This window comes from Colwellia sp. MT41 (assembly GCF_001444365.1).
Classification (GTDB): domain Bacteria; phylum Pseudomonadota; class Gammaproteobacteria; order Enterobacterales; family Alteromonadaceae; genus Colwellia; species Colwellia marinimaniae.
Genome location: NZ_CP013145.1, coordinates 1,558,808 through 1,580,802, shown reverse-complemented (window position 1 = coordinate 1,580,802; position 21,995 = coordinate 1,558,808). Strand labels below are relative to the sequence as shown.

17 protein-coding genes and 5 tRNA genes are annotated in these 21,995 nt (G+C 39.5%); 9 read left to right on the top strand and 13 right to left on the bottom strand.

Annotated elements, in window-relative coordinates; all coding sequences use genetic code 11:
• Positions 1-161 precede the first annotated feature (161 nt).
• From purM to CMT41_RS06740, 4 genes are all read left to right on the top strand, one after another.
• Entirely contained in the window at positions 162-1,202 is a 1,041-nt protein-coding gene (gene purM, locus CMT41_RS06755) for a phosphoribosylformylglycinamidine cyclo-ligase (protein WP_057180566.1), read from the top strand.
• Positions 1,203-1,285: 83 nt separating this feature from the next.
• Positions 1,286-1,927, top strand: a complete 642-nt coding sequence (gene purN, locus CMT41_RS06750) for a phosphoribosylglycinamide formyltransferase (protein WP_057180564.1) — start codon at positions 1,286-1,288, stop codon at positions 1,925-1,927.
• 137 nt (positions 1,928-2,064) lie between these two features.
• Positions 2,065-2,829: a DUF3108 domain-containing protein gene (locus CMT41_RS06745; RefSeq protein ID WP_057180562.1), complete on the top strand. Its 765-nt coding sequence runs from the start codon at positions 2,065-2,067 to the stop codon at positions 2,827-2,829.
• Between the two features lie 362 nt (positions 2,830-3,191).
• A complete protein-coding gene (locus CMT41_RS06740; RefSeq protein ID WP_058026713.1) occupies positions 3,192-3,683 on the top strand; it encodes a hypothetical protein in 492 nt (163 codons plus the stop codon).
• A 116-nt stretch (positions 3,684-3,799) separates the two neighbouring features.
• Here the strand turns inward: CMT41_RS06740 and CMT41_RS06735 are convergent, their stop codons facing one another.
• The gene (locus CMT41_RS06735; protein WP_058026712.1) at positions 3,800-5,701 is read right to left on the bottom strand and encodes a DUF885 domain-containing protein; all 1,902 of its coding nucleotides are present in this window, start codon (positions 5,699-5,701) and stop codon (positions 3,800-3,802) included.
• Positions 5,702-6,224: 523 nt separating this feature from the next.
• Here CMT41_RS06735 and CMT41_RS06730 point away from each other — a divergent pair.
• Positions 6,225-8,522: a YgiQ family radical SAM protein gene (locus tag CMT41_RS06730; protein ID WP_058026710.1), complete on the top strand. Its 2,298-nt coding sequence runs from the start codon at positions 6,225-6,227 to the stop codon at positions 8,520-8,522.
• Positions 8,523-8,864: 342 nt separating this feature from the next.
• On the opposite strand, the gene CMT41_RS06725 is transcribed toward CMT41_RS06730, so the two are convergent.
• From CMT41_RS06725 to CMT41_RS19015, 4 genes are all read right to left on the bottom strand, one after another.
• Complete coding sequence (locus tag CMT41_RS06725; protein ID WP_058026708.1) at positions 8,865-10,919, bottom strand: ATP-binding protein; 2,055 nt, start codon at positions 10,917-10,919, stop codon at positions 8,865-8,867.
• 9 nt (positions 10,920-10,928) lie between these two features.
• The gene (locus CMT41_RS06720; protein ID WP_057180553.1) at positions 10,929-11,552 is read right to left on the bottom strand and encodes a chemotaxis protein CheC; all 624 of its coding nucleotides are present in this window, start codon (positions 11,550-11,552) and stop codon (positions 10,929-10,931) included.
• A gap of 30 nt (positions 11,553-11,582) precedes the next feature.
• A complete protein-coding gene (locus tag CMT41_RS06715; protein ID WP_058026707.1) occupies positions 11,583-11,939 on the bottom strand; it encodes a response regulator in 357 nt (118 codons plus the stop codon).
• A 193-nt stretch (positions 11,940-12,132) separates the two neighbouring features.
• Positions 12,133-12,300 carry a hypothetical protein gene (locus tag CMT41_RS19015; protein WP_157466294.1) on the bottom strand — a complete coding sequence of 56 codons (168 nt, stop codon included), beginning with the start codon at positions 12,298-12,300 and terminating at the stop codon, positions 12,133-12,135.
• Positions 12,301-12,581: 281 nt separating this feature from the next.
• On the opposite strand from CMT41_RS19015, the gene CMT41_RS06710 reads away from it, so the two are divergent.
• The 4 genes from CMT41_RS06710 (at position 12,582) to CMT41_RS06695 (ending at position 16,979) form a co-directional block, all read left to right on the top strand.
• Entirely contained in the window at positions 12,582-14,174 is a 1,593-nt protein-coding gene (locus CMT41_RS06710) for an ABC-F family ATPase (protein ID WP_057180549.1), read from the top strand.
• 86 nt (positions 14,175-14,260) lie between these two features.
• On the top strand, positions 14,261-15,118 hold the full coding sequence (locus tag CMT41_RS06705) for a 23S rRNA (adenine(2030)-N(6))-methyltransferase RlmJ (protein ID WP_058026705.1): 858 nt from the start codon (positions 14,261-14,263) through the stop codon (positions 15,116-15,118).
• A gap of 723 nt (positions 15,119-15,841) precedes the next feature.
• A complete protein-coding gene (locus CMT41_RS06700; protein ID WP_057180547.1) occupies positions 15,842-16,048 on the top strand; it encodes a cold-shock protein in 207 nt (68 codons plus the stop codon).
• Positions 16,049-16,655: 607 nt separating this feature from the next.
• Positions 16,656-16,979: an HNH endonuclease signature motif containing protein gene (locus CMT41_RS06695; RefSeq protein WP_058026703.1), complete on the top strand. Its 324-nt coding sequence runs from the start codon at positions 16,656-16,658 to the stop codon at positions 16,977-16,979.
• Positions 16,980-17,022: 43 nt separating this feature from the next.
• Here CMT41_RS06695 and CMT41_RS06690 read toward each other — a convergent pair whose 3' ends face one another.
• From CMT41_RS06690 to CMT41_RS06650, 8 genes are all read right to left on the bottom strand, one after another.
• On the bottom strand, positions 17,023-17,658 hold the full coding sequence (locus CMT41_RS06690) for a pseudouridine synthase (RefSeq protein WP_058026701.1): 636 nt from the start codon (positions 17,656-17,658) through the stop codon (positions 17,023-17,025).
• 348 nt (positions 17,659-18,006) lie between these two features.
• Entirely contained in the window at positions 18,007-19,356 is a 1,350-nt protein-coding gene (locus tag CMT41_RS06680) for a DEAD/DEAH box helicase (protein ID WP_058026698.1), read from the bottom strand.
• Between the two features lie 42 nt (positions 19,357-19,398).
• Complete coding sequence (gene gltX / locus CMT41_RS06675; protein WP_058026697.1) at positions 19,399-20,811, bottom strand: glutamate--tRNA ligase; 1,413 nt, start codon at positions 20,809-20,811, stop codon at positions 19,399-19,401.
• Between the two features lie 412 nt (positions 20,812-21,223).
• Positions 21,224-21,299: transfer RNA gene (locus CMT41_RS06670), tRNA-Val, on the bottom strand.
• A 71-nt stretch (positions 21,300-21,370) separates the two neighbouring features.
• A tRNA-Val gene (locus CMT41_RS06665) sits at positions 21,371-21,446 on the bottom strand.
• A 71-nt stretch (positions 21,447-21,517) separates the two neighbouring features.
• Positions 21,518-21,593 (bottom strand) — tRNA-Val (locus CMT41_RS06660).
• A gap of 71 nt (positions 21,594-21,664) precedes the next feature.
• Positions 21,665-21,740, bottom strand: a tRNA-Val gene (locus CMT41_RS06655).
• A gap of 44 nt (positions 21,741-21,784) precedes the next feature.
• Positions 21,785-21,860 (bottom strand) — tRNA-Val (locus tag CMT41_RS06650).
• Between the last annotated feature and the right edge of the window lie 135 nt (positions 21,861-21,995).

Genomic DNA, 21,995 nt, shown 5'->3' with positions numbered 1-21,995 from the left:
ACTATTATCTTATCACAATGACAGTAATTAATACCCGCAAATATTGATAAATACCCTCAAAAAATAAAACAAGCTAAGATACGGTTATCAACTTGAGTATGAGCCTTGGCACTGGTAGAATACGCCCCATAAAATACTGTCGGTAATTTCTGAGGTCTCCCGTGAGCGAACAAAAACAATCGTTAAGCTATAAAGATGCTGGTGTTGATATTGATGCTGGTAATGCCCTAGTTGAGAAAATTAAAGGTGCGGTAAAACGTACAAAACGCCCTGAAGTTATGGGGGGGTTAGGTGGTTTTGGTTCGGTATTTCAATTACCTACCGGTTATAAAGAGCCTGTATTAGTTGCTGGTACCGATGGTGTCGGCACTAAATTGCGTTTAGCTATCGATTTAGGTAGACACGATACGGTTGGTATCGATTTAGTGGCTATGTGTGTTAATGACCTTATCGTCCAAGGTGCTGAACCATTATTCTTCCTTGATTATTATGCTACTGCCAAACTTGATATTGATGTTGCTGCCTCAGTTATAGAAGGTATTGCTGAAGGCTGTATACAGGCTGGTTGTTCTCTTGTTGGTGGCGAAACGGCTGAAATGCCAGGTATGTACCATAAAGGCGATTACGATATCGCTGGATTTTGTGTTGGTATTGCGGAAAAGTCGCGCTTAATTGACGGTACTAACGTTGCTGCCGGTGACCAACTTATTGCCCTTGGTGCTTCTGGCCCGCACTCAAATGGTTTCTCATTAATTCGTAAAGTATTAGAAGTAAACAATACCGATACTAATGAATTACTTGACGGTAAAAAAATCGCTGACCATTTACTTGAGCCAACTAAGATATACGTAAAATCTGTGCTTGAGTTAATTAAAAATGTTGATGTGCACGCACTTTCTCATATCACTGGTGGTGGTTTCTGGGAAAATATCCCGCGGGTATTACCTGAAACAGCACAAGCCGTTATTAAAGGTGACAGCTGGCAATGGCCGAGCATCTTTACTTGGTTAAAAGAGCAAGGCAATATCACCGAACATGAAATGTACCGCACGTTCAACTGTGGTGTTGGTATGATTATCGTTGTACCTGCTGATAAAGTAGCACAAAGCATCGAAGTGCTAACCGCACATGGCGAAAATGCTTGGCATATAGGCGAAATAGCCGATAAAGCTGACGGTGAAGAGCAAGTTGTTTTTAACTAAATAACAACGTTGCTAAGCAAAAAAATATTATAAAGGGGCTATTTATTAGCCCCTTTAATTTATCTAAAAATTGAGGAACAAAGATGTCGAGTCGTATCCTTGTATTGATCTCTGGTGGTGGCACAAACTTACAAGCCATTATTGATGCTTGTACCAATGACAATTTTCCTGGAGAGGTTGTTGCGGTAGTATCAAATAAAGCCGATGCTTATGGCCTAACTCGCGCTCAAAATGCTGGCATTACCAACCTAGCTCTTTCACATAAAGAATTTTCTAGCCGTGAAGATTACGATCAAGCACTGATCAAAATAATTGATGGCTTTGCTGTTGATTTAATCGTATTAGCAGGCTTTATGAGAATTCTTACACCCAGCTTTGTCCAACATTTTCAAGGCAAACTGCTCAACATACACCCATCGCTATTACCCAAATACCAAGGGTTAAATACGCATCAACGTGCTATTGATGCCGGTGATGATGTACACGGTGTTAGTGTGCACTTTGTTACTGAAGAACTCGATGGTGGTCCAGTAATTCTTCAGGCGAAAGTACCCGTATTTGAAGGTGATAGCAGTGAAGATCTTGCGGCCCGTGTTCATCAGCAAGAACACCGTATCTACCCCTTAGTGGTAAAGTGGTTCACTGAACAAAGACTTAACATGCAGGGCGACCATGCAATACTCGATGGTAATATACTGCCAGCCTCAGGTTATGCTAACGATTAATATTGATAGCTAACTCGCTTAACTGGGCTTAACTGGGCATAAATAGCACAAAAAATAGATTAGTGTTTTTTATAAACTCTCTACAGAAGCTGTTAGTATCCTTAAATATACTCTTGCTGCTGGACTCTTTGCTTATTATGCGCAAACACTTTTCCCTACTGTTATTCATATTACCTTTCCTGGTTTCAGCCAATACGGCTGATACTAATATTGATACACAAAAGCCAGCAAGCGCTCAACAGAAAAAAGAGTCCTTCGCAGCAGTCATCCCTGCTTATCGGGCAACTTATACCTTATTACATAAATCAGATCCCGTAGGTACCGCAGTCAGACAGCTGAGTTACCTTGCTGATAATAAAATTAAATACCATTATGAAACGGATATACATTGGTTCATCTTTTCTGATAAACGCAGTGAAACCGCCATAGTTAAGATAGAAAACAATCAAGTGATACCGTTGAGTTATGATTATAAACGCGAGGGCACAGGTCGCGATAAATACTACCAATGGCAGTATGATCTAGCGGGAAAAACGGCAACCGATATTAAAAATAATAAAGAGATCACTTTAGAGTTCACTGATGGTTTGTTAGATAAACTTAGCTACCATCTGCAAAATCGCATCGACCTAATTAACAACCCAGCACAAAAAAAGTTTGTTTACCCGGTGATCAGTACTCGCGGCTCGATCAAAAATTATCAATATATCTATGATGGTGATGAGGAACTAATACTTCCTTTTGGCTTAGTCAAAACTATCCGTTTGAAGCGTGAAATTGTTGAAAAAAAACGTATCACCTACGTTTGGTTTGCCCCAGAGTTAAACTTTTTAATGGTTAAGCTCTATCAAGTGAAAGACGGCACGGAACAATTTGAAGCACAATTATCAGCATTAGAGTAATAAACCTTAGCAAGTATTTAATAACGTCCTTTAGCTTGTTAGTCACCACTAAATGAGCATAGCTATGCTCATTTAACTTAGCTATTCACTTAGCTATTCACTTAATTAATAGCTTGCAATTCATTTCATCTAACACATTACTACTAGTTCCCTAGCTAAAAACCACCATCACCACCGCCTAAGCCAACGTCCAGCGTTTTATTCTTCTTTGCTTTCAGCAGAGACACATATTCAATAGCTATATTTCAAAATAAACACCTCAACAATGTGTAAAAAACAACAAATAATGCTTGAATAACCAGCAAAACCCATATACTGTACAAACATACAGTACTCGTCACTATCCAACTCAAGGCAGAACTATGTACACCACCGATACCCTTAATAGCAATGTCATAAACAAAGCTTTCAATACTCCCCTTGCACAGCAGACTTGGTTAAAACTAGCCAATGTGGCCAATCATCAAGAATTGTCATGCCTCTATGCCGATATTTGTCAGCAACATACGCAACAAAAAAAATGGGTATTATTTATTAACCCTGAAGAAGCATCCTTAGAGCAATTAGCGCACACCCACGGTGTTGATATTTCAAAAGTGCTTTGTGTTAGTTTTAAAGGCAAAAATAAAGTGAATCGCTTACTTGATAAAAATTCTGCTCACTTAGATATTGAGCAAATAAAACGTGTTTTATGCCGAGGTAACTGCTCAGCAGTTATCCTGTCAAATGCCTCGTTTAGAGACGATGAAATTGCCGAGCTCGATAGCTGCGCACGTCTAGGGAAAACTCAGTGTGTGCTGCTTAAAAACCTGCGTAAAAATGAACTAACGAGACATTATCGACACAGCCACTAAGCTTAAGTAAGCAAAATACCGGCAAGTGTGATAACGAATAGCCGTTATTTTACTTAGCTAAAATTAAGCCGTATTGTTCACAACAATACGGATTTTTATCGACTAGATGCGTTCACTTATGACTTGCTGTCTAACCAATGATTTACATTTCGTGATAACACTGCCATAGGCACGGCGCCATTTAACAGCACAACATCATGAAACTCGGCTAAATCAAAGGCATCACCTAAACGTTTTTGTGCTTGCTCTCTTAAACTTAATATTTTTAGCATCCCTAATTTATAGCCAAGTGCTTGCCCAGGCCAGGCCATATAACGTTCAATTTCGGCAATAACATCAGACTCAGCGGTACCCGTTTGCTCTGACATATAGCTAATAGCTTGCTCTCGTGTCCAGCGTTTATCATGTAAGCCAGTATCAACTACCAAACGCACCGCTCTAAATAATTCTGCTTGTAAGCGACCTAAATTACCAAAGGGATCGTTTTCATACATGCCTAATTCAAAAGCGACTTGCTCACTGTATAAAGCCCAGCCTTCTGCATAAGCATTGTAAGGGGCAATTCTGCGTAAAAAAGGCAACTCTGCTTGATCTAAGTTCAAGGCTATTTGCCAATGATGGCCAGGGTTTGCTTCATGATAGGTTAATGTTTTCAAACCAAACTTAGGATTGGCTTTCATATCACGCAAGTTAATCCAATAAATACCTGGTTTACTACCATCGACAGCCGGTGAAGTATATTGACCACCCGGCGCACCATCTTGTAGCTCAACAGGAAAGGCTTTAACTTCAACTTGATAACTAGGCGTAGTTTTAAAAAAAGGAGCCATTTTTGTGGTAATTTCAGTGATATAACCATTAATATCACTTAATAGCTCTTCCCGCCCTGCTTTTGAATCTTCATATAAAAAACGCGGCTCTTCATTTAACGCTACCATACGCTCGCCAACAGAGCCTTGTTTATAACCTTGCTCTTGTAATATGATATCCATAGCAATACTAATACGAGCGACTTCATCTAGGCCAACTTGATGTATTTCACTTGGCGTTAGTTCACTATCAGCTAATTGTTTAATCGCATCACGGTAATAATCACTGCCTTTTGGCTGTGCCCATATACCCGACTCATCACGAGATTTAGCTAATAATTGTTCGCTGGCTTTTGCTACCGATTGGTAAGCGGGATAAACCACCTGACTAACTTGCACAATAACCTGTTGTATTAAGTCTTGCTTTTGCTCGGCGGTAAGGGCGTCAACCTTTGCAATTTTGTCGGTAAAGACACTAACAAAAGTATGCTGGTCGGCGGCAACACGGGTAAAACCGTTAAGGTACTTAATTGCACCTTGTAACGTTACTTTCGGTGGTAACCAGTTCTGTGCAGCATCAAAAGCTTGTTTTTCAATAATACTACTGGCAAGACGGCCAAATGCCGCTAAACGTGTGATGTAGTCTAATGCTTCTTGCTCTGTGGTAATGGGTTGATCGTTTTGCATAATTCGTGGGATATCAATCAAAGGGCCATTAATTTGATTGACAATAAAGGGTGAAAGTCCCATCCAAGTATCAATAAAACCAACGCTAAAGTTTGGCTCCCCGGCAAAATATCGCGTTAACCCAGCCATCACTTGTTGATTATTTTTCGCCTTGATATCAGCCCCTTCAAGCTTAACGCTGGCAATTTGATTCGATATCGATAATAAATCAGCGCGCAGTTTGGCTTCATTTTCAACGCCATAAAGCTCCATCTTATCACTAATGGCTTGACCAACATCCTGTGCAGACAAACCATACATAGTCGCTGATAAAGCACGTTGTTTAAAAAGGCTTTGTTTAGCTTGCTGATAAAGCGCCGTTAAGGTTTGTTCTGCGCTAGGAAGAGTCATTTTTTCAGTAGACGTTGTCGCTGGCGTTGCTTTATTTACGGCTACAGTATCGCTTGCTTTATCACAAGCACTCAAGCCAAGTGCGGCGACAATGGCACTGGCTAGTAAGCTGTTTTTTAGGTTCTTATTCATAGCTTCCTCTAGGATAATTAACACAATTATTATTTATTATTTTTGCTTTGTCTCATTTTTGTTATTTTATGATAAAAAATTTGTTTAAATCATTTTGACTTAATATGACTTAACTTAACATGCCTATGTACATGGTTCAGGATCGTCATCCCCGTGGTCTCTTAATCGGGGATCCAGCTTCTAAAAGCAATGGATCTTCGATCAGAGACTTCGAAGATGACGTTTACAACGACGTCCTGAGCTAACTACATAGCCATGTAACTTAATATGACTTAACTTAATATGAGTAACTTAGATTAGAGCAAATGCGCTTAAGATTGTAAACATTATACAATCCTTATTTTAGCGAGTTGGCTGTTAAGTTGTATTAAAAACGCCCCCTATAAATTTAGAGCTTTCTCTTAAATTCTGCTATAATCCCGCGCCCGCTATTCTCGGTTTAGTAATACTTGCTTAGTGATACTATTTTGGAATTTTTGCGGCTCAGTAATTTTGAATCGGTTAACCCCAATGGGAATGGTATATGACTTCAGCAAAGCAGCAAATAATATCGAAAAAACAGCAGGGATTATTTGATTATCCAAAATACTGGGCTGAGTGCTACGGCACCGCGCCTTTTTTGCCTATGTCGCGAAAAGAAATGGACATATTAGGCTGGGATAGTTGCGATATAATTATTGTCACCGGTGACGCTTATGTTGATCACCCCAGTTTTGGTATGGCTATTATTGGTCGTATGCTTGAAGCACAAGGTTTTAGAGTTGGCATAATCGCCCAGCCAGCCTGGCATTCAAAAGATGCCTTTATGCAACTGGGTCAGCCTAATTTATTTTTTGGTGTCACCTCCGGTAATATGGACTCCATGATTAACCGATATACCTCTGAGCGAAGAATGCGTCATGATGATGCCTATACGCCAAATGATGAAGGTGGTAAACGTCCAGATCGCGCAGTAACAGCTTACACTCAACGCTGTAAAGAAGCCTATAAAGGTGTACCTGTTATTATTGGCGGTATTGAAGCCAGCTTACGCCGTATAGCCCATTATGATTACTGGTCAGATAAAGTGCGTCGCTCAGTATTGTTCGATTCAAAAGCAGATTTATTAGTGTTTGGCAATGCCGAGCGGCCATTAGTTGAAATTGCTCATCGTATTGCTCGCGGTGAAGATATTAAAAACATCACCGATGTTCGCGGTAGTGCTTTCTTAACCAATCAGGCACTGCCCGGCTGGAAAGGCATAGATTCCCGCGATATCGACCGGCCTGGTAAAATTGACGCCATCGCTAACCCTTACGCAGAAATCACCCCAGAAAGCTGTAGTGATAACGAAGCAAAATCGGCAGCAGAAAATAAGGCTAATGATATTACTAAAACGGCACAGCCTATCGTAATGGCTGACTACCGTAATAAGACCTGGGAGAAAAAGTCCAAACCTTGGGAGAACACTTATATTTATTTACCCACCTTTGAGCAGGTAAAAGACAACAAGATTCTTTATGCGCATGCATCGCGTATTTTTCATCAAGAAGTGAACCCAACCTCCGCTAAGCCCTTAGTTCAAAGCCACGGCACGCGCCTTATTTGGCTAAATCCACCGGCGAAACCACTTTCAACTGCGGAAATGGATGGCGTATTTGATCTTGAATATAAGCGAGTACCACACCCAAGTTATGGTAATGCAAAAATACCCGCATATGACATGATAAAAACATCGATTAATATCATGCGCGGTTGTTTTGGTGGTTGTACTTTCTGCTCAATTACTGAGCATGAAGGCCGCATTATTCAAAGTCGTTCCCATGAATCTATCATCAAAGAAATAGAAAACATCAGAGACATGGTCCCAGGCTTTACTGGCGTAATATCAGATCTTGGTGGCCCAACGGCTAATATGTATCAGCTCAATTGTAAAAGTGAAAAAGCCGAAGCCACTTGTCGTAAACCTTCTTGTGTTTGGCCGACTATTTGTGGCCACTTGGATACCGATCATACCCCCACCATCGAGCTTTACCGTAAAGCGCGTAAAGTGAAAGGGATTAAAAAGGTATTAATCGCTTCGGGTGTTCGTTACGATTTAGCCATAGAGCACCCTGAATATATTAAAGAATTAGCAACCCATCATGTTGGCGGATATTTAAAAATCGCCCCTGAACATACCGAGCAAGGGCCACTTGATAAGATGATGAAACCAGGTATGGGTACCTATGACAAATTTAAGGAAATGTTCGATCATTACTCTAAACTTGCCGGTAAGAAGCAATATTTGATCCCTTACTTTATCTCGGCTCATCCAGGTACCACGGACAGAGATATGGTTAATTTAGCACTTTGGCTAAAAGAAAATGATTTTAAGTTAGATCAGGTACAAAATTTTTATCCGTCACCATTAGCGAATGCCACCACCTTATACCATACCGGACTAAACTCTTTGCGTAACGTGACCACCAAGAATTTAGCTAAGGACGATGGTAAAATAATCGTGCCCAAAGGCACCATTCAACGACGCTTACACAAAGCCATGCTGCGTTATCATGATCCAGTAAACTGGCCGCAAATTCGTCAAGCGTTAACAAAAATGGGCTTAACTAAACTGATTGGCTCTGCGCCTAGCTGTTTAGTTCCCAGAGAGACCCGTAATGAGCAGCAACTAGCCAATAGAAACCGACAAGGGAAAAACAACGCACAAGGATTTAAAACCAGTCCAGGTCAAAATCGTCTTAAATCAGGCTATGGTAAAAATAAGAAAACGCCAACACACAAAAAAGGCTTGACGCGTTTTTCAGACAATCAGTTTGATGATAGGAAAAACCCGAAGTAAGTATACCTTAGCGCTCGGGCTGTAGATAATCACAAATATACCCGTGACTATTCAAGAGGCATGTTTCAGAGTGCTTGAGCAATTTCAATTCAAGGCGCTGTGATGAAATAATGGTTGTTCAGGAGAATATGCTCCTGCATTCTCTAATAAGCTGCATCCGTGCAGCGTCATTATGAGTTACAGCAACGATGAAGTGATGTTGCTCAAACGCTTCTTCGATGGGTTTAAAATGACTTTATACCGCGTTAAATAATCAAACCATAGAATGATTCTCCTTGCCTAAAGCCATTTTAATTCCCACTGAAACCCTGCACTTTGATTGGTCACGGGTATATAGGTTACCTACGCCTTAGCGAGCCAAAAGGCTACTTTTTCTGCTAATAATTGTGGATTAATCGGCTTGGCTAAATAATCATTCATACCAGAATCCAAACATTTTTGCTGATCACCGCTCATGGTATTTGCCGTCATGGCAATGATACTCACCTGATTAACATGCTGATAGGCCTCATCAGAGCGAATAGTTTTCGTCGCTTGATATCCGTCCATTTTCGGCATTTGACAATCCATTAACACTAACTGATACGGCTGCGAAAATTGCCGCTGTAATATTAGCTCTAACGCATGTACACCATTGATAGCAACATCCGCACTATGGCCCATCATACGTAATAGCCCTAAAGCAACTTCTTGATTAATTCTATTATCTTCAACCAAGAGTATTCTTGCTTGTTTATTGATATTATTTTTTGGTGGCACTTTTGCGGGGCTTACCGGTAAATCGCCCTGGGCTGACTTGCGGTTTTCACTAGCAAAAGCGCTCGTTAATACTTGATAAAACATGGCCGCACTAATAGGTTTTGCTAACTGATAGGTGTTGCCAGCATGGTCCAAGGTCAAAAGCATGCTGTTTGTTTCAGTACAGCTATGAGCCATTGAGGTCAGCATAATAATAGGCACGGTTTTCGAGCCTAGTTTATTATTTTTCCGCAATAAATTAGCAATATGATCCAGTGCCACTTTACCTAAATTACTATCAAGTATAATGACGGAAAAATCATTATTTTCAATTTTATCACCCATGGTGATTGCTGCATCTGTTGCTGTTTTCATCACAACATTAAGCCCCCATAGCTGTAATTGTTTACTAATGCTCAGTCCACTTTTTTCATTACCGTCAATTAATAAAATAGGCTGCTCGCTAAAACCTTGGTACGGCTTTATTGATCGGCCACTCTTCCCTAGGCTTAGATTAAAAGTAAATTGACTGCCCTGTCCCAACTGACTATTAACCTTTATATTCCCACCCATCAATTGACATAACTGCTTAACGATAGTCAGTCCTAATCCTGTTCCGCCATATTTTCTGGTGGTCGAGGCGTCAGCTTGAGTAAACGCATGAAAAAGCCCACTACATTTTGTTGCGGGGATACCTATGCCGGTATCTGCAATAACAACCACTAATTTAACACCTGCTGAGCTGTCCTCTTGCGCGGTAACAGTAATACTAATTTCACCTTTATTGGTGAACTTAATCGCATTACTTAGCAAGTTAGTCATTATTTGTTTTAATCGGCTAGGATCGCCCACGACCAAGCCTTCGGTCAACGCTGTGGTATCAATAATAACTTCAAGACCTTGGTGTTGTGCTTTAATAGCCATAGCTTGTACCGTTTCAACGATGCAGTCAGGCAGATTAAATACTATTTTTTCAATCTCCAGCTTACCTGCTTCAATTTTAGAAAAGTCTAATATATCGTTGATTAAATGCAATAAGGTTTCCGCGCTAACCCGAGCAAGTTTTGAGAAATGGCGTTGATTTTTACTTAACTCAGTATCCGCTAATAACGTTAGCATGCCAAGTACACCATTAATGGGTGTTCTTATTTCGTGGCTCATATTGGCAAGAAATTCAGATTTTGAGCGATTTGCTACTTCAGCCTTTTGCTGCTGAAGCTTATTTTCATCGGCTAATTTTTGTAAGGTTTGCTCCTTTTTAACCGTATGGGTAACATTATCAATAACTATTTGGCAAAGAGGGCTTGCTGACTCAACCGCAATTTTTTTAACACTAATTTGTTGTTGAATTAAGGCAGTTTCATCGCCCAAAGCATTTTTTTGATAAAGCGGTAAAGGTGTCGGATTAAAGGTATTTGATAGTCTTGCCGGTAAACCCAAGGTCAAAGCAGACTCACAGGCATCACTCAGCCGGGAGTCTTGATACTTTTTGAATACCAAGCCTAAATATTTACCTTGATTTTCAGCTAAGGACTTACCGGCATAATCACTTACCCATTGATTAAAAAAGACCAACCTTTGCTGCTTATCAATGATAATAATGCCAACAGAAAGCTGGTTTAAGGAGGCATAAAGAATATCATTGCTTAACGTTGCCATATCATCACCTTAGCTGTGAGCAGCATTCGTGATTCCATAAACAAATTTCCGCACTGATTCTTGAAAAACTTCTAATGAAGTAATATCCATAATAAAGGAAATATACCCGGTAATATCAACACTGGGTAAAGAAAATTTCACCTTAATATACAGTGACCAGTCGTATTCACTACTGTAGGTAAAAACCTGATCAAGATTTCCTTGGATAAACTCAGGCATATCGATTGAGATAGACGCTTGTAAAAAATTAATCACAGTACCAAAACAAGCATTTAAGATAACATTGCCTATTTCAACTAAAGAATCTTGCTCTAACTCTGATAAGTCCTCAATCGGTATTTTATTACCAAGTAATAACTTAACCAGCTGCAAACCATTATCTTTACTAAACATTAATAAAGCCTGCCCTTGAAAGTCCCCGGAAAAACGTTGGGTAACGGCACTAATTTCCATAGAAGTATCAAAATCAAGCCTTTGTTTAGCCTCATTATTGGGTAATATCTCGATTTCAGGAATAGTTAAGTCAACCGTTTGTGAAACCATTTGATTCAAGGATCTAGCAGCTCGACCAATACCAATATTGAAAATTTCCGTTAAAGCGTCTATTTCAAGGGGAGTCAATTTATCTGGCATATAATAAATACTCGTTTGTTATTCTTACTGCTAGTTATGTAAAAAAGTTGCAATAACCTCTTCATCAATAGGTTTATTCATAAATGTTACTCCAGCCGCTAATGCTTGAGCTTTGATTTCATCTTGAATATTTGCGGTCAGTAAAGCGATTTTTGGAATGGTCAGCTTATCCGCTAAAGCACTGATTAACTCAAGTCCGGTCATGCCCGGCATATTGTAATCAACAAAGGCGATATCAATCGACTTACCTTGAGCTACTTTGTCGAGTGCTTGCTCGCCATTACCAGCTTCAATAATATCCACCCCTTGTACATGGGCTTCTATAATTGTTTTTATCATCATGCGTGAAACTATGCTGTCATCAACCACTAAAATTGTTTTACTCATTGTGCCCCCTAAACGTTAAATCCTGAAATAGCATAAAGTTGCTAGAAAGCTTATGCAGGGACTTGGTTTTTATCAAGCTAATCAATAAAAATAGCGTCATTAGCCTTAAAGATAAAGACCTTGTGAGGTGAACCATTGAAAAGTGACTTATGGCGTTATGCATAAAAATTGGCTTTTATTCTAGGCATTAATTTTAGGTAAACCGGACAAAACACCGATAGATATAGCTACTTTTGTTTTCAACAACTAGTGCTTCAACAAGATCATTAACGTCATCCGTTAATGACACCGCTTTTTCATGGCTAGGATCAGGGTTATCTTGGCTTTGCATAAAGGCTTTTAACGTTTTTACTTTGAGCACTATTTTAGCGGTTAGCCATGTGGCTTTATCTGAAGATAACTTTAGCCCGACCTCTTTATTATTTGTGAATATATTAGTTTTGCTGAAATAGCCCTAAGGTTGCATATCCATAAACTAGTTTATTTGAACATAGCTAATCTGGAAATTATCGTATGCGGTTTTTAAACACTAGTGTATAATCGCGCGTATTACTTGTCCGGTAACTACGTCTTGTTCGGTAATTATCGGTAAAATTACTGGCACATTTGACTCAGTAAACCTCAACATTCGACGGAACACATATGCTATCAGCAAATAACATAACCCAACAATTTGGCGCTAAGCCATTGTTTGAAAACATCTCACAAAAATTTGGTGACGGTAATCGTTACGGCTTAATTGGCGCCAATGGTTGTGGTAAATCTACCTTTATGAAAATATTAGGCGGTGATTTAGAGCAAACCGGTGGCAATGTTACCCTTGATACCGGTGAACGTTTAGGTAAATTAAGTCAAGACCAATTCGCCTTTGAAAACTACAGCGTGATTGACACCGTAATTATGGGTCATACCGAACTTTGGGCAGTTAAAGAAGAACGTGACCGCATCTATGCTTTACCTGAAATGAGCGAAGCCGATGGCATGAAAGTAGGCGATTTAGAGTCTGAATATGCCGAAATGGATGGTTACAGCGCAGAAGCTCGTGCTGGTGAGTTGTTAATTGGCGTGGGTATCCCAGTAGAGCAACATTACGGTTTAATGAGTGAAATAGCGCCGGGTTTTAAGTTACGTATATTACTAGCGCAAGCACTGTTTTCAGATCCTGATATTTTATTATTAGATGAGCCAACCAACAACTTGGATATTCACACTATCCAATGGTTAGAAGAAACGTTAAATGAACGTAATTCAACTATGATCATCATTTCTCATGATAGACATTTTTTGAACAGTGTTTGTACCCATATGGCCGATTTAGATTACGGTGAGCTACGTGTTTTCCCGGGTAACTATGACGAATACATGTTGGCAGCCACGCAAGCAAGAGCACGTTTATTATCCGATAACGCCAAGAAAAAAGCACAAATTGGCGAACTGCAAGCCTTCGTGGCGCGTTTCTCAGCTAACGCTTCAAAAGCAAAACAAGCCACCTCTCGTGCTAAGCGCATTGATAAAATTCAGTTAGAAGAAGTGAAAGCATCCAGTCGTAGTAACCCGTTTATTCGCTTTGAGCAAGAAAAGAAATTATTCCGTAATGCGCTAGTGGTTGAGAAACTAAATAAGAGCTTTGATGGTAATCATATTCTTAAAGATATTTCATTATTAATTGAAGTAGGTGAACGCATCGCTATTATTGGTGAAAATGGTATTGGTAAAACAACCTTTTTACGCATGTTAATGAACGAAGTCGCTTATGAGCAAGATTCAGGTGAGTTTACTTGGTCTGAAAATGTAAATATTGGTTATTACGCACAAGATCATGAATTTGAGTTTGAAAATGACATGACCTTATTTGACTGGATGAGCCAGTGGCGTCAACCCACTGATGACGAGCAAGCGATTCGTGGTTATTTAGGGCGTTTACTGTTCTCCGCTGATGACATTAAAAAATCAATTAAAGTGTTATCCGGTGGTGAAAAAGGTCGGATGTTATTTGGTAAGTTAATGATGCAACAGCCTAATATTTTACTGCTTGATGAACCAACCAACCACATGGACATGGAATCCATAGAATCATTAAATATGGCGTTAGAGCAATATGAGGGTACGCTTTTATTCGTTAGCCATGACCGAGAGTTTGTTTCAACTATCGCCACTCGTATTATTGAATTAACCAAAGACGGTTATATCGACTTTGCCGGTACTTATGATGAGTACTTAGCTAGCCAAGCATAACGTAGGCGTGACTTCAGTCGCGCTAAATATTGCTACCCCCCTTATTTGCGCGGTTAAAACCGCGCCTACTGAAGAAGATATTTTTTATGCTTAGTTATCGTCACGCTTTTCATGCTGGCAATTTTGCCGATGTACTCAAACACAGTGTTTTATCGCTGGTACTTGATTATATGACTCGTAAAGAAAAAGGCTTTTGTTATATAGATAGTCACTCTGGCGCGGGCATGTATCAATTGGCCGAAGAGTATGCGCAAAAAACGGGGGAGTATAAAGACGGTATTGCCAAGATAATTAACGATGACCATGCACCTGAAGCACTTGCACCTTATTTATCGCTAATCAACAGTCTTAACCTCAGTCCTGATAGCGAAGCAAGTAGTGAACTTAAGGTTTATCCTGGCTCTCCTGGCATAGCTAAAGCCTTTGTTCGTCGCCAAGACAGCAGTCATTTATTTGAATTACATCCAACGGATATTAAACACTTAGAAGATTTTTGTCAGCGCTGGCGTAAAGTATTTGTTAAGCAGTCTGATGGTTATAAAGGTGTACTCGGCTTATTACCACCACCAAGTCGCCGTGGTGTAGTACTTATTGATCCGCCTTATGAGCTTAAAGAAGATTATCAAAAAGCGGTCAAGACCATCATCAAGGCCTATGCTAAGTTTTCTACTGGTACTTACATTCTTTGGTATCCGGTGGTTAAGCGTGAGCTAGTTGAAGAAATGCAGCAAGCATTCACAGCAAGTGCGGTTAAAAATGTGCTGCAAGTTGAATTTTGCATGACAGCGGATACTGACGAATATGGCATGACCGGCACTGGTTTGTTTATTGTTAACCCGCCGTGGCAATTAACAACACAACTCGAAGAAATATTACCTTATATGAAAACTAAATTAGGTAGTAATGATAGCCATTATAGCCTTAAGCAACTTATTGCCGAGTAACGTCGCTTAATCAGCTATGGGTAAATACGATTAAAACTATGGCTACTATAAAAAACATCGGAAAATTATTGATGGCTCTCAGCTAACATGCTAATTAATGCTGGGATTGAAGCTCCCTGCCTTACATATTTAGTATTTAACAAAGTATAAGAAGTCTAAAGGCTATTTACTCGCTTCTTTTCACTGTACAATGATGTTTTAACCTGATGGTTAATACTGATTTGCTGCTACGGTAAAGTGAGTGCCTTTCGACATTGTCACGATAAGCCTATAAGAGCTAAATTACGTAATTAAACCATCTTCAAATATTGCCGGAATTAGTTGAAACGTTATAGTCTCAAATAAGATCAATTACCGAACAAGTTATTATCTTCAAAAAAGTGCTTCAGAGCTTTAATGAAGAAATTTTTTTTACTATATTGATACTGGTAGTACGGGTAAAACAAAAAATTTCATTCCATCGTTAGGCATAAAACCTGAGCGAGGTTTACTATTTTCATCGGGTGATATGAGCTAATTAATAAAAGATCGAGCCGATGATATTTCATCTGAGTTACTTGTTATTGCGCGAAAGGTGGCTAGTATGAAAAATAAAAAAGGTAAACATCGTTAATCCGCAATACAAGTTGCAGCTTAAAGTGGCTTAATTAAATTCAAAATCTGATTTTGTAATGGTGATAGCAAATCAGAATTATATTTTTCACCAAAAATAAAGAGAACGTTATGAGTAAAGGTATAGTTAAGTGGTTTAATTCAGATAAAGGTTTCGGCTTCATTACTCCAGAAGACGGAAGTAAAGATTTGTTTGTTCATCATTCAGAAATTCAATCAGGCGGTGAATATGCAACATTGGCTGATGGTCAAGCCGTTGAGTACGAAGTAGGTCAAGGACAGAAAGGTCCATGTGCAAATAAAGTTGTTGCTGTTTAAACCGTAGCACATAACAATGAAGTAAGCGGATGCGTTACACGCACTCACTTACTTCATTGTTATCGATAGAAAAACCAATCCAATTTAGCTTCACCACCTAACCCCCTAACTTCTTCTTCACGCCCTGAGTCTTTTAGCCAACCTTTTCTCACAATAATAAAGGTGATTTTCTATCTCTCAGTGTCTTCAGATATTTAGCTTCACTATAGCGCTTGCTTGTCTGCCAGCATCGAAACAGTATTCTGATCCATAAATTCTGAGCCATTAAAAGGATAAAGTTCTAATGCTGATTGATGTGAGTTTCCTTTTTGACCTTGTTGCACCGAGTATACTCCAGCCCAATATGATGAATAAACTTTTTTTGATGTCCATTCAATAAAGGACTGGTGAGGAATGTAGAGCACTGACCTGAACCAATATAAGTATGGTATGAATCAGGTGTAAAAGACTATATTGTGGTATTAACAGACATTTTGGTGTTATTCTTTAAATAATAAATTTTCAAATCAAAACGCTATACATGTGCTACCAATAAACTAGTTACTTTTCTTAAAGTCATTATTAGGGCGTTAACTGAATATTGAAGGTTACAAATTGGGGAGGTTCTATGAGTGGCAACAAAAAACTGGTACGTCAAAACTTCAGGGACTCTGTCTTTAAGCGGGATAGAAATAAATGCGTATTCTGTCGACAGACTGACAATTTGATCGTCCATCACATTACGGAAAGAAATCTAATGCCATTTGGTGGCTATATTAAGGAAAATGGTATTTCTCTCTGTCCTGAGCATCACAAGATGGCTGAGAGCTATCATCACAGTAATGGTGAAGAATATCCTCAAGGCTTCCACCCTAATGAATTATACAGAAAAATCGGATCAAGTTTCGAAATAGCACAAAAAGCCTCAAAGCGATTAGAGAGATACAGTTAACAAGACACCTCAGTCAGCCTTACCACAGCCGCTGTGCTTGGCATTAGCGCTTAAGTGCGGCGTCAAAATTAGCTAGCGTAACAACATCACCGGCAATCAAGCTATCTATATGGATGTCGCCAATCCGAACTCTTACCAGTCTTAATGTGGCAAAGCCCACAGCCGCCGTCATTTTTCTTATCTGACGATTTTTGCCTTCACACAGAGTGATAGATATCCAGCTAGTAGGGCCATGTCTCGAATCGCGAATTTTACGACCACGAGTGGGCAGTTGTGGCTCACCGTCTAACTTGAACACTTTACAAGGCAGGGTTAGATATTTAGTGCCATTAATAGCAATCTCAACACCATTTTGCAGCTGTGACATGACTTCTACCGTGATCACGCCATCAACTTGCACGTAGTACTCTTTCTCTATAGCTTTGTCTCTGACTTTGTAGCTCATCATACCGTCGGTTGTCAGTAACAATAAGCCTTCAGAGTCGTGATCTAATCGGCCAATCGCCATCGTTTGCTCGGGAAAGTTAAATAGCTCACCTAGCAGGTTTTTCTTCTTTCGTGCTTCGGGTAAAAACTGGCTTAAAAAACCATATGGCTTAAATATTTTGAAGTGCTGGTGCTGCTGATCTTGGTTTGGCTCAGCGAGCTCTGTTAAACTGGTTGGGTTAGTGGTTGGCATTAAACATAGCTTTGCTGGTAAAGTCTGACTGGTATCACATTATACCGTTAGTCGGGGTTAGATGCACTGCGTCTGCTAAGTGTTATGCTTGAGTGAAACTGACCACGGCTTTATAGCTTCTAAGTCATTTATTTGCGGGGGATTTCGATTTGGCTTTTTAGCGAACAGAAAACATAATCTAAGCATTGATTCTAATGGCAAGTTTGTCGGCATAGCGGGCTCGAGTAGAATAAATCCAACTTACGTCCAACTTACTGCCAACATAATGCTAACTTACTCAAAACACGTTACTTTTGGCATAAAAAAAGCAACCGAAGTTGCCTTTTAGCTATTTATTAGCGAAAAATGCTAATCCTGTTCTTTTTTGGACGAATTTTCAATTTGCTCAGGTGTTAATGCTTTCGTACGCTTAATAATTTTCATGGCGCCAGCATCTTCTATATCAAGAAATGTCTTCTTAATGACTTTTCTCGGTTTCTTAGCCAGCGGTTTTTGCTCTATCGTGCTAGTCACTTTAGCTTTTACCACTTTTTCTTTTCTCGGTTTTAAGCCTTTAAATTTGACTTTAATACCAGCAACTTTAGTAAAGCTTATTTTTTTCTGCAAGAAAGCTTCAACGTTTTTAAAGCTTAACCAATCATTTGGCCCGACTAATGAAATCGCATCCCCTTTGCTTCCTGCACGACCCGTCCGACCAATACGATGGACAAATTCTTCCGCATGTTTTGGCATATCAAAGTTAATCACATGCGAAACATTGATTAAATCAAGGCCACGTGAAGCTAAATCTGTGGTAACCAATATCTTGTGTTTACCTTTAGCAAAACTGTCCATAATTTGATTACGTTGGCCTTGATTTAAGTCACCACTTAAGGCGACCGCATTAAGATCTTGCTTGGTTAACATGGTAGCTAAACGTTCAGTATCACTTCGTGTTGCCGTGAAGATAATGATTTGCTGCGAAATTTCTGTCGTTAAGAAATGCTGCAAAAGTACTTCTTTTTGACTGAGATTGTCTGCTAAAAAGAAACGTTTGGTAATATCTTCATGTTCGGTATGAGCTGATGCTATGGCAATACGTTTCGGTTTTTTTAATAACTCTTTGGCAAAGTCATTCACTTGCGCATGGTCTAAAGTTGCTGAAAACAATAAGGTTTGGCGTTTACGGTGATCGGCAGCATTATTTATTTGCGTGAGCTGTTTACTAAAACCTAAATCCAGCATGCGATCGGCTTCATCTAAAATAAGCAGCTCTAAGCCATTTAAATAGAAATGACCTTGCTTTAAATGATCCGCTAAACGACCCGGGGTGGCGACAATAAAATGTGGGTCTTTCTCTAACACTTTCACTTGGTCGTTAAAGTTTTCACCGCCTAAAATCAGCACTGCCTTAAATTGGGTATTGGCAGTAAACAAACGTAATTGACTAAAGACCTGCTTAGCTAATTCACGTGTTGGCGTTAAAATAACTACCCGTGGATCACGCTTAGATAAAGCACGGTTTTTAATTAACCTTTGTATCGCTGGCAGGATAAAAGCTAACGTTTTACCCGAGCCGGTTTTCGATGAAGCAATTAAATCATGCCCCGCCATCGCCGCAGGAATAGCCTGTTGCTGAATTTGTGTTGGCTCGCTAAAACCAAGATGATTAACGGTATCTATCAAACATCTGTCTAAACCAAAATCACTAAATTGCACTAGGCACTCTCCTACGTTTATTTAACGTGATTAAAATTGTCATTAACTCGCAGCAATTCTTGCTTCAACAAGCACTAAGGCTTGGTCAATTCGCTCTAACACTTTCTTTTGATCTAACAAGGCTAAAGTAATATCAAGTGATGGTGAGTTACCGCCGCCTGTGGCCGCAACACGTAGTGGCATACCGACTTTACCCATACCAAGTTCTAATTCAACCGCAGTATCGTTAATTGCGGCGTGAATAGGCTCTGGTGACCAATCAGTTAATGCGGCTAGTTTTTCTTTTACTAATAACATTGGCTCTTTAACCACTGGACGTAAATGTTTTTTAACCGCTTTTGCATCAAGCTCGGTAAAGTCTTCATAGAAATAACGTGAAATTTCAGCCATTTCTTTCAGAGTTTTCACTCTGTCTGCTTGAATTTTAACAATATCAGCTAAAGCAGGCCCCTTAGTGGTGTCAATGCCTTGCTCTTTCATGTGCCACGCTAAGTGCTCAGCAACATAAGCAGGGTCTAAGGTTTTCATGTAGTGCTGGTTTACCCAGATAAGTTTATCGGTATTAAAACCAGACGGTGCACGATTACAATCTTTTAAATCAAATAACTCAATCATCTCTTCACGAGAGAATATTTCTTTATCGCCGTGTGACCAACCTAAACGCACTAAATAGTTTAGCAGCGCTTCAGGTAAGTAACCATCATCGCGATATTGCATCACACTAACAGCGCCATGGCGTTTAGATAAACGCTTACCATCTTCACCTAAAATCATTGGCAGGTGGGCATATTCAGGTACGGGGGCACCTAAAGCACGAAAAATATTAATTTGTCTCGGGGTATTACTAATATGATCATCACCACGGACAACATGAGAAACCTTCATATCCCAGTCATCAACAACCACAGTTAAGTTGTATGTTGGTGTACCATCAGAGCGCGCAATGATTAAATCATCTAACTGCTCATTACTAATGGTAATGTCACCTTTAACTATGTCTTTAATTACCACGACGCCTTCAAGCGGATTTTTAAAACGAATAACAAAAGGTTTATCTGTTGGGTGGTCAGTACGGTCACGCCATAAGCCATTGTATTTTTCAATACCGCCTTTCGCTTTAGCTTCCTCACGCATCACATCAACTTCTTCCGCTGTGCTGTAACAACGATACGCATTACCCGAGGCAAGTAGTTGTTCGATGACTTCTTTATAACGATCAAAACGTTCTGTTTGAAAATAGGGACCATGAGTCCACTTAAGATTTAACCAGTTCATACCATCCATAATGGCATCAACTGAAGCTTGGGTTGAACGCTCTAAATCGGTATCTTCGATACGAAGTATAAAATCACCACCATTTTTTTGGGCATATAACCAGCTATATAAGGCAGTACGAGCACCACCAACATGTAAATAACCTGTTGGGCTTGGGGCAAAACGTGTTGTTAAAGTCATAAAAGTCTCAATATAAAGTAACTAAAGCCGTACTTTGATTGTCGAAAGAACATGGCATAAGTAAGGTAAGTCTAAAAAATTGACGGCATTTTACCACTGAGGGTAAGTTAATTCATCACTTTGATGTAATTAAATAGCTTATCTTTGAAAACAATGACAGTGCTTAAAATACACTGGTAAATTTCTCTTTATTAGCAGATATCTGCGGCTGATAAAAATTAGCAGGTAGAGAGTATTTAATAAAATAGTGGACTTGAATCAGTGAATCTGCACAGCTTGTAAAAATATATAATATAAAGAAAGGTATTAAGAGTGCTGGATGTTTCTTGATAAGAGCGGGCTTGAAGCTTTTCGAATCATAAACATTGCTATTGCTATTGTTATTTACTTTCATAGTTAAATAACAATAAAGTGGTGGACGATACTGGGCTTGAACCAGTGACCCCCGCCTTGTAAGGGCGGTGCTCTCCCAACTGAGCTAATCGTCCATTTTGAGTTTTAATTCTTTATGGAAAAGAATGTATATCTTTTACTATGGTAATTTTCTTGGTAAGAAAATTGGTGGACGATACTGGGCTTGAACCAGTGACCCCCGCCTTGTAAGGGCGGTGCTCTCCCAACTGAGCTAATCGTCCATTTTGAGTTTTAATTCTTTATGGAAAAGAATGTATATCTTTTACTATGGTAATTTTCTTGGTAAGAAAATTGGTGGACGATACTGGGCTTGAACCAGTGACCCCCGCCTTGTAAGGGCGGTGCTCTCCCAACTGAGCTAATCGTCCATTTTGAGTTTTAATTCTTTATGGAAAAAGAATGTATATCTTTACTATGGTGATTTTCTTGGTAAGAAAATTGGTGGACGATACTGGGCTTGAACCAGTGACCCCCGCCTTGTAAGGGCGGTGCTCTCCCAACTGAGCTAATCGTCCATTTATAGTTTTACTTCACACTTATTTCTAATGGAAAGAAAAAGTGGTGGACGATACTGGGCTTGAACCAGTGACCCCCGCCTTGTAAGGGCGGTGCTCTCCCAACTGAGCTAATCGTCCGTCTCTTCGGGGGCGTATTATAGGCAGTTCGTAAAATCTGTCAACAGAAAAGCTCTAAAATCACTAATTTATTTCAAAAAATCATACGTTTGATTTCTTTTCAGCCAGAACGCTGCATTAGTATGCATAAAAACC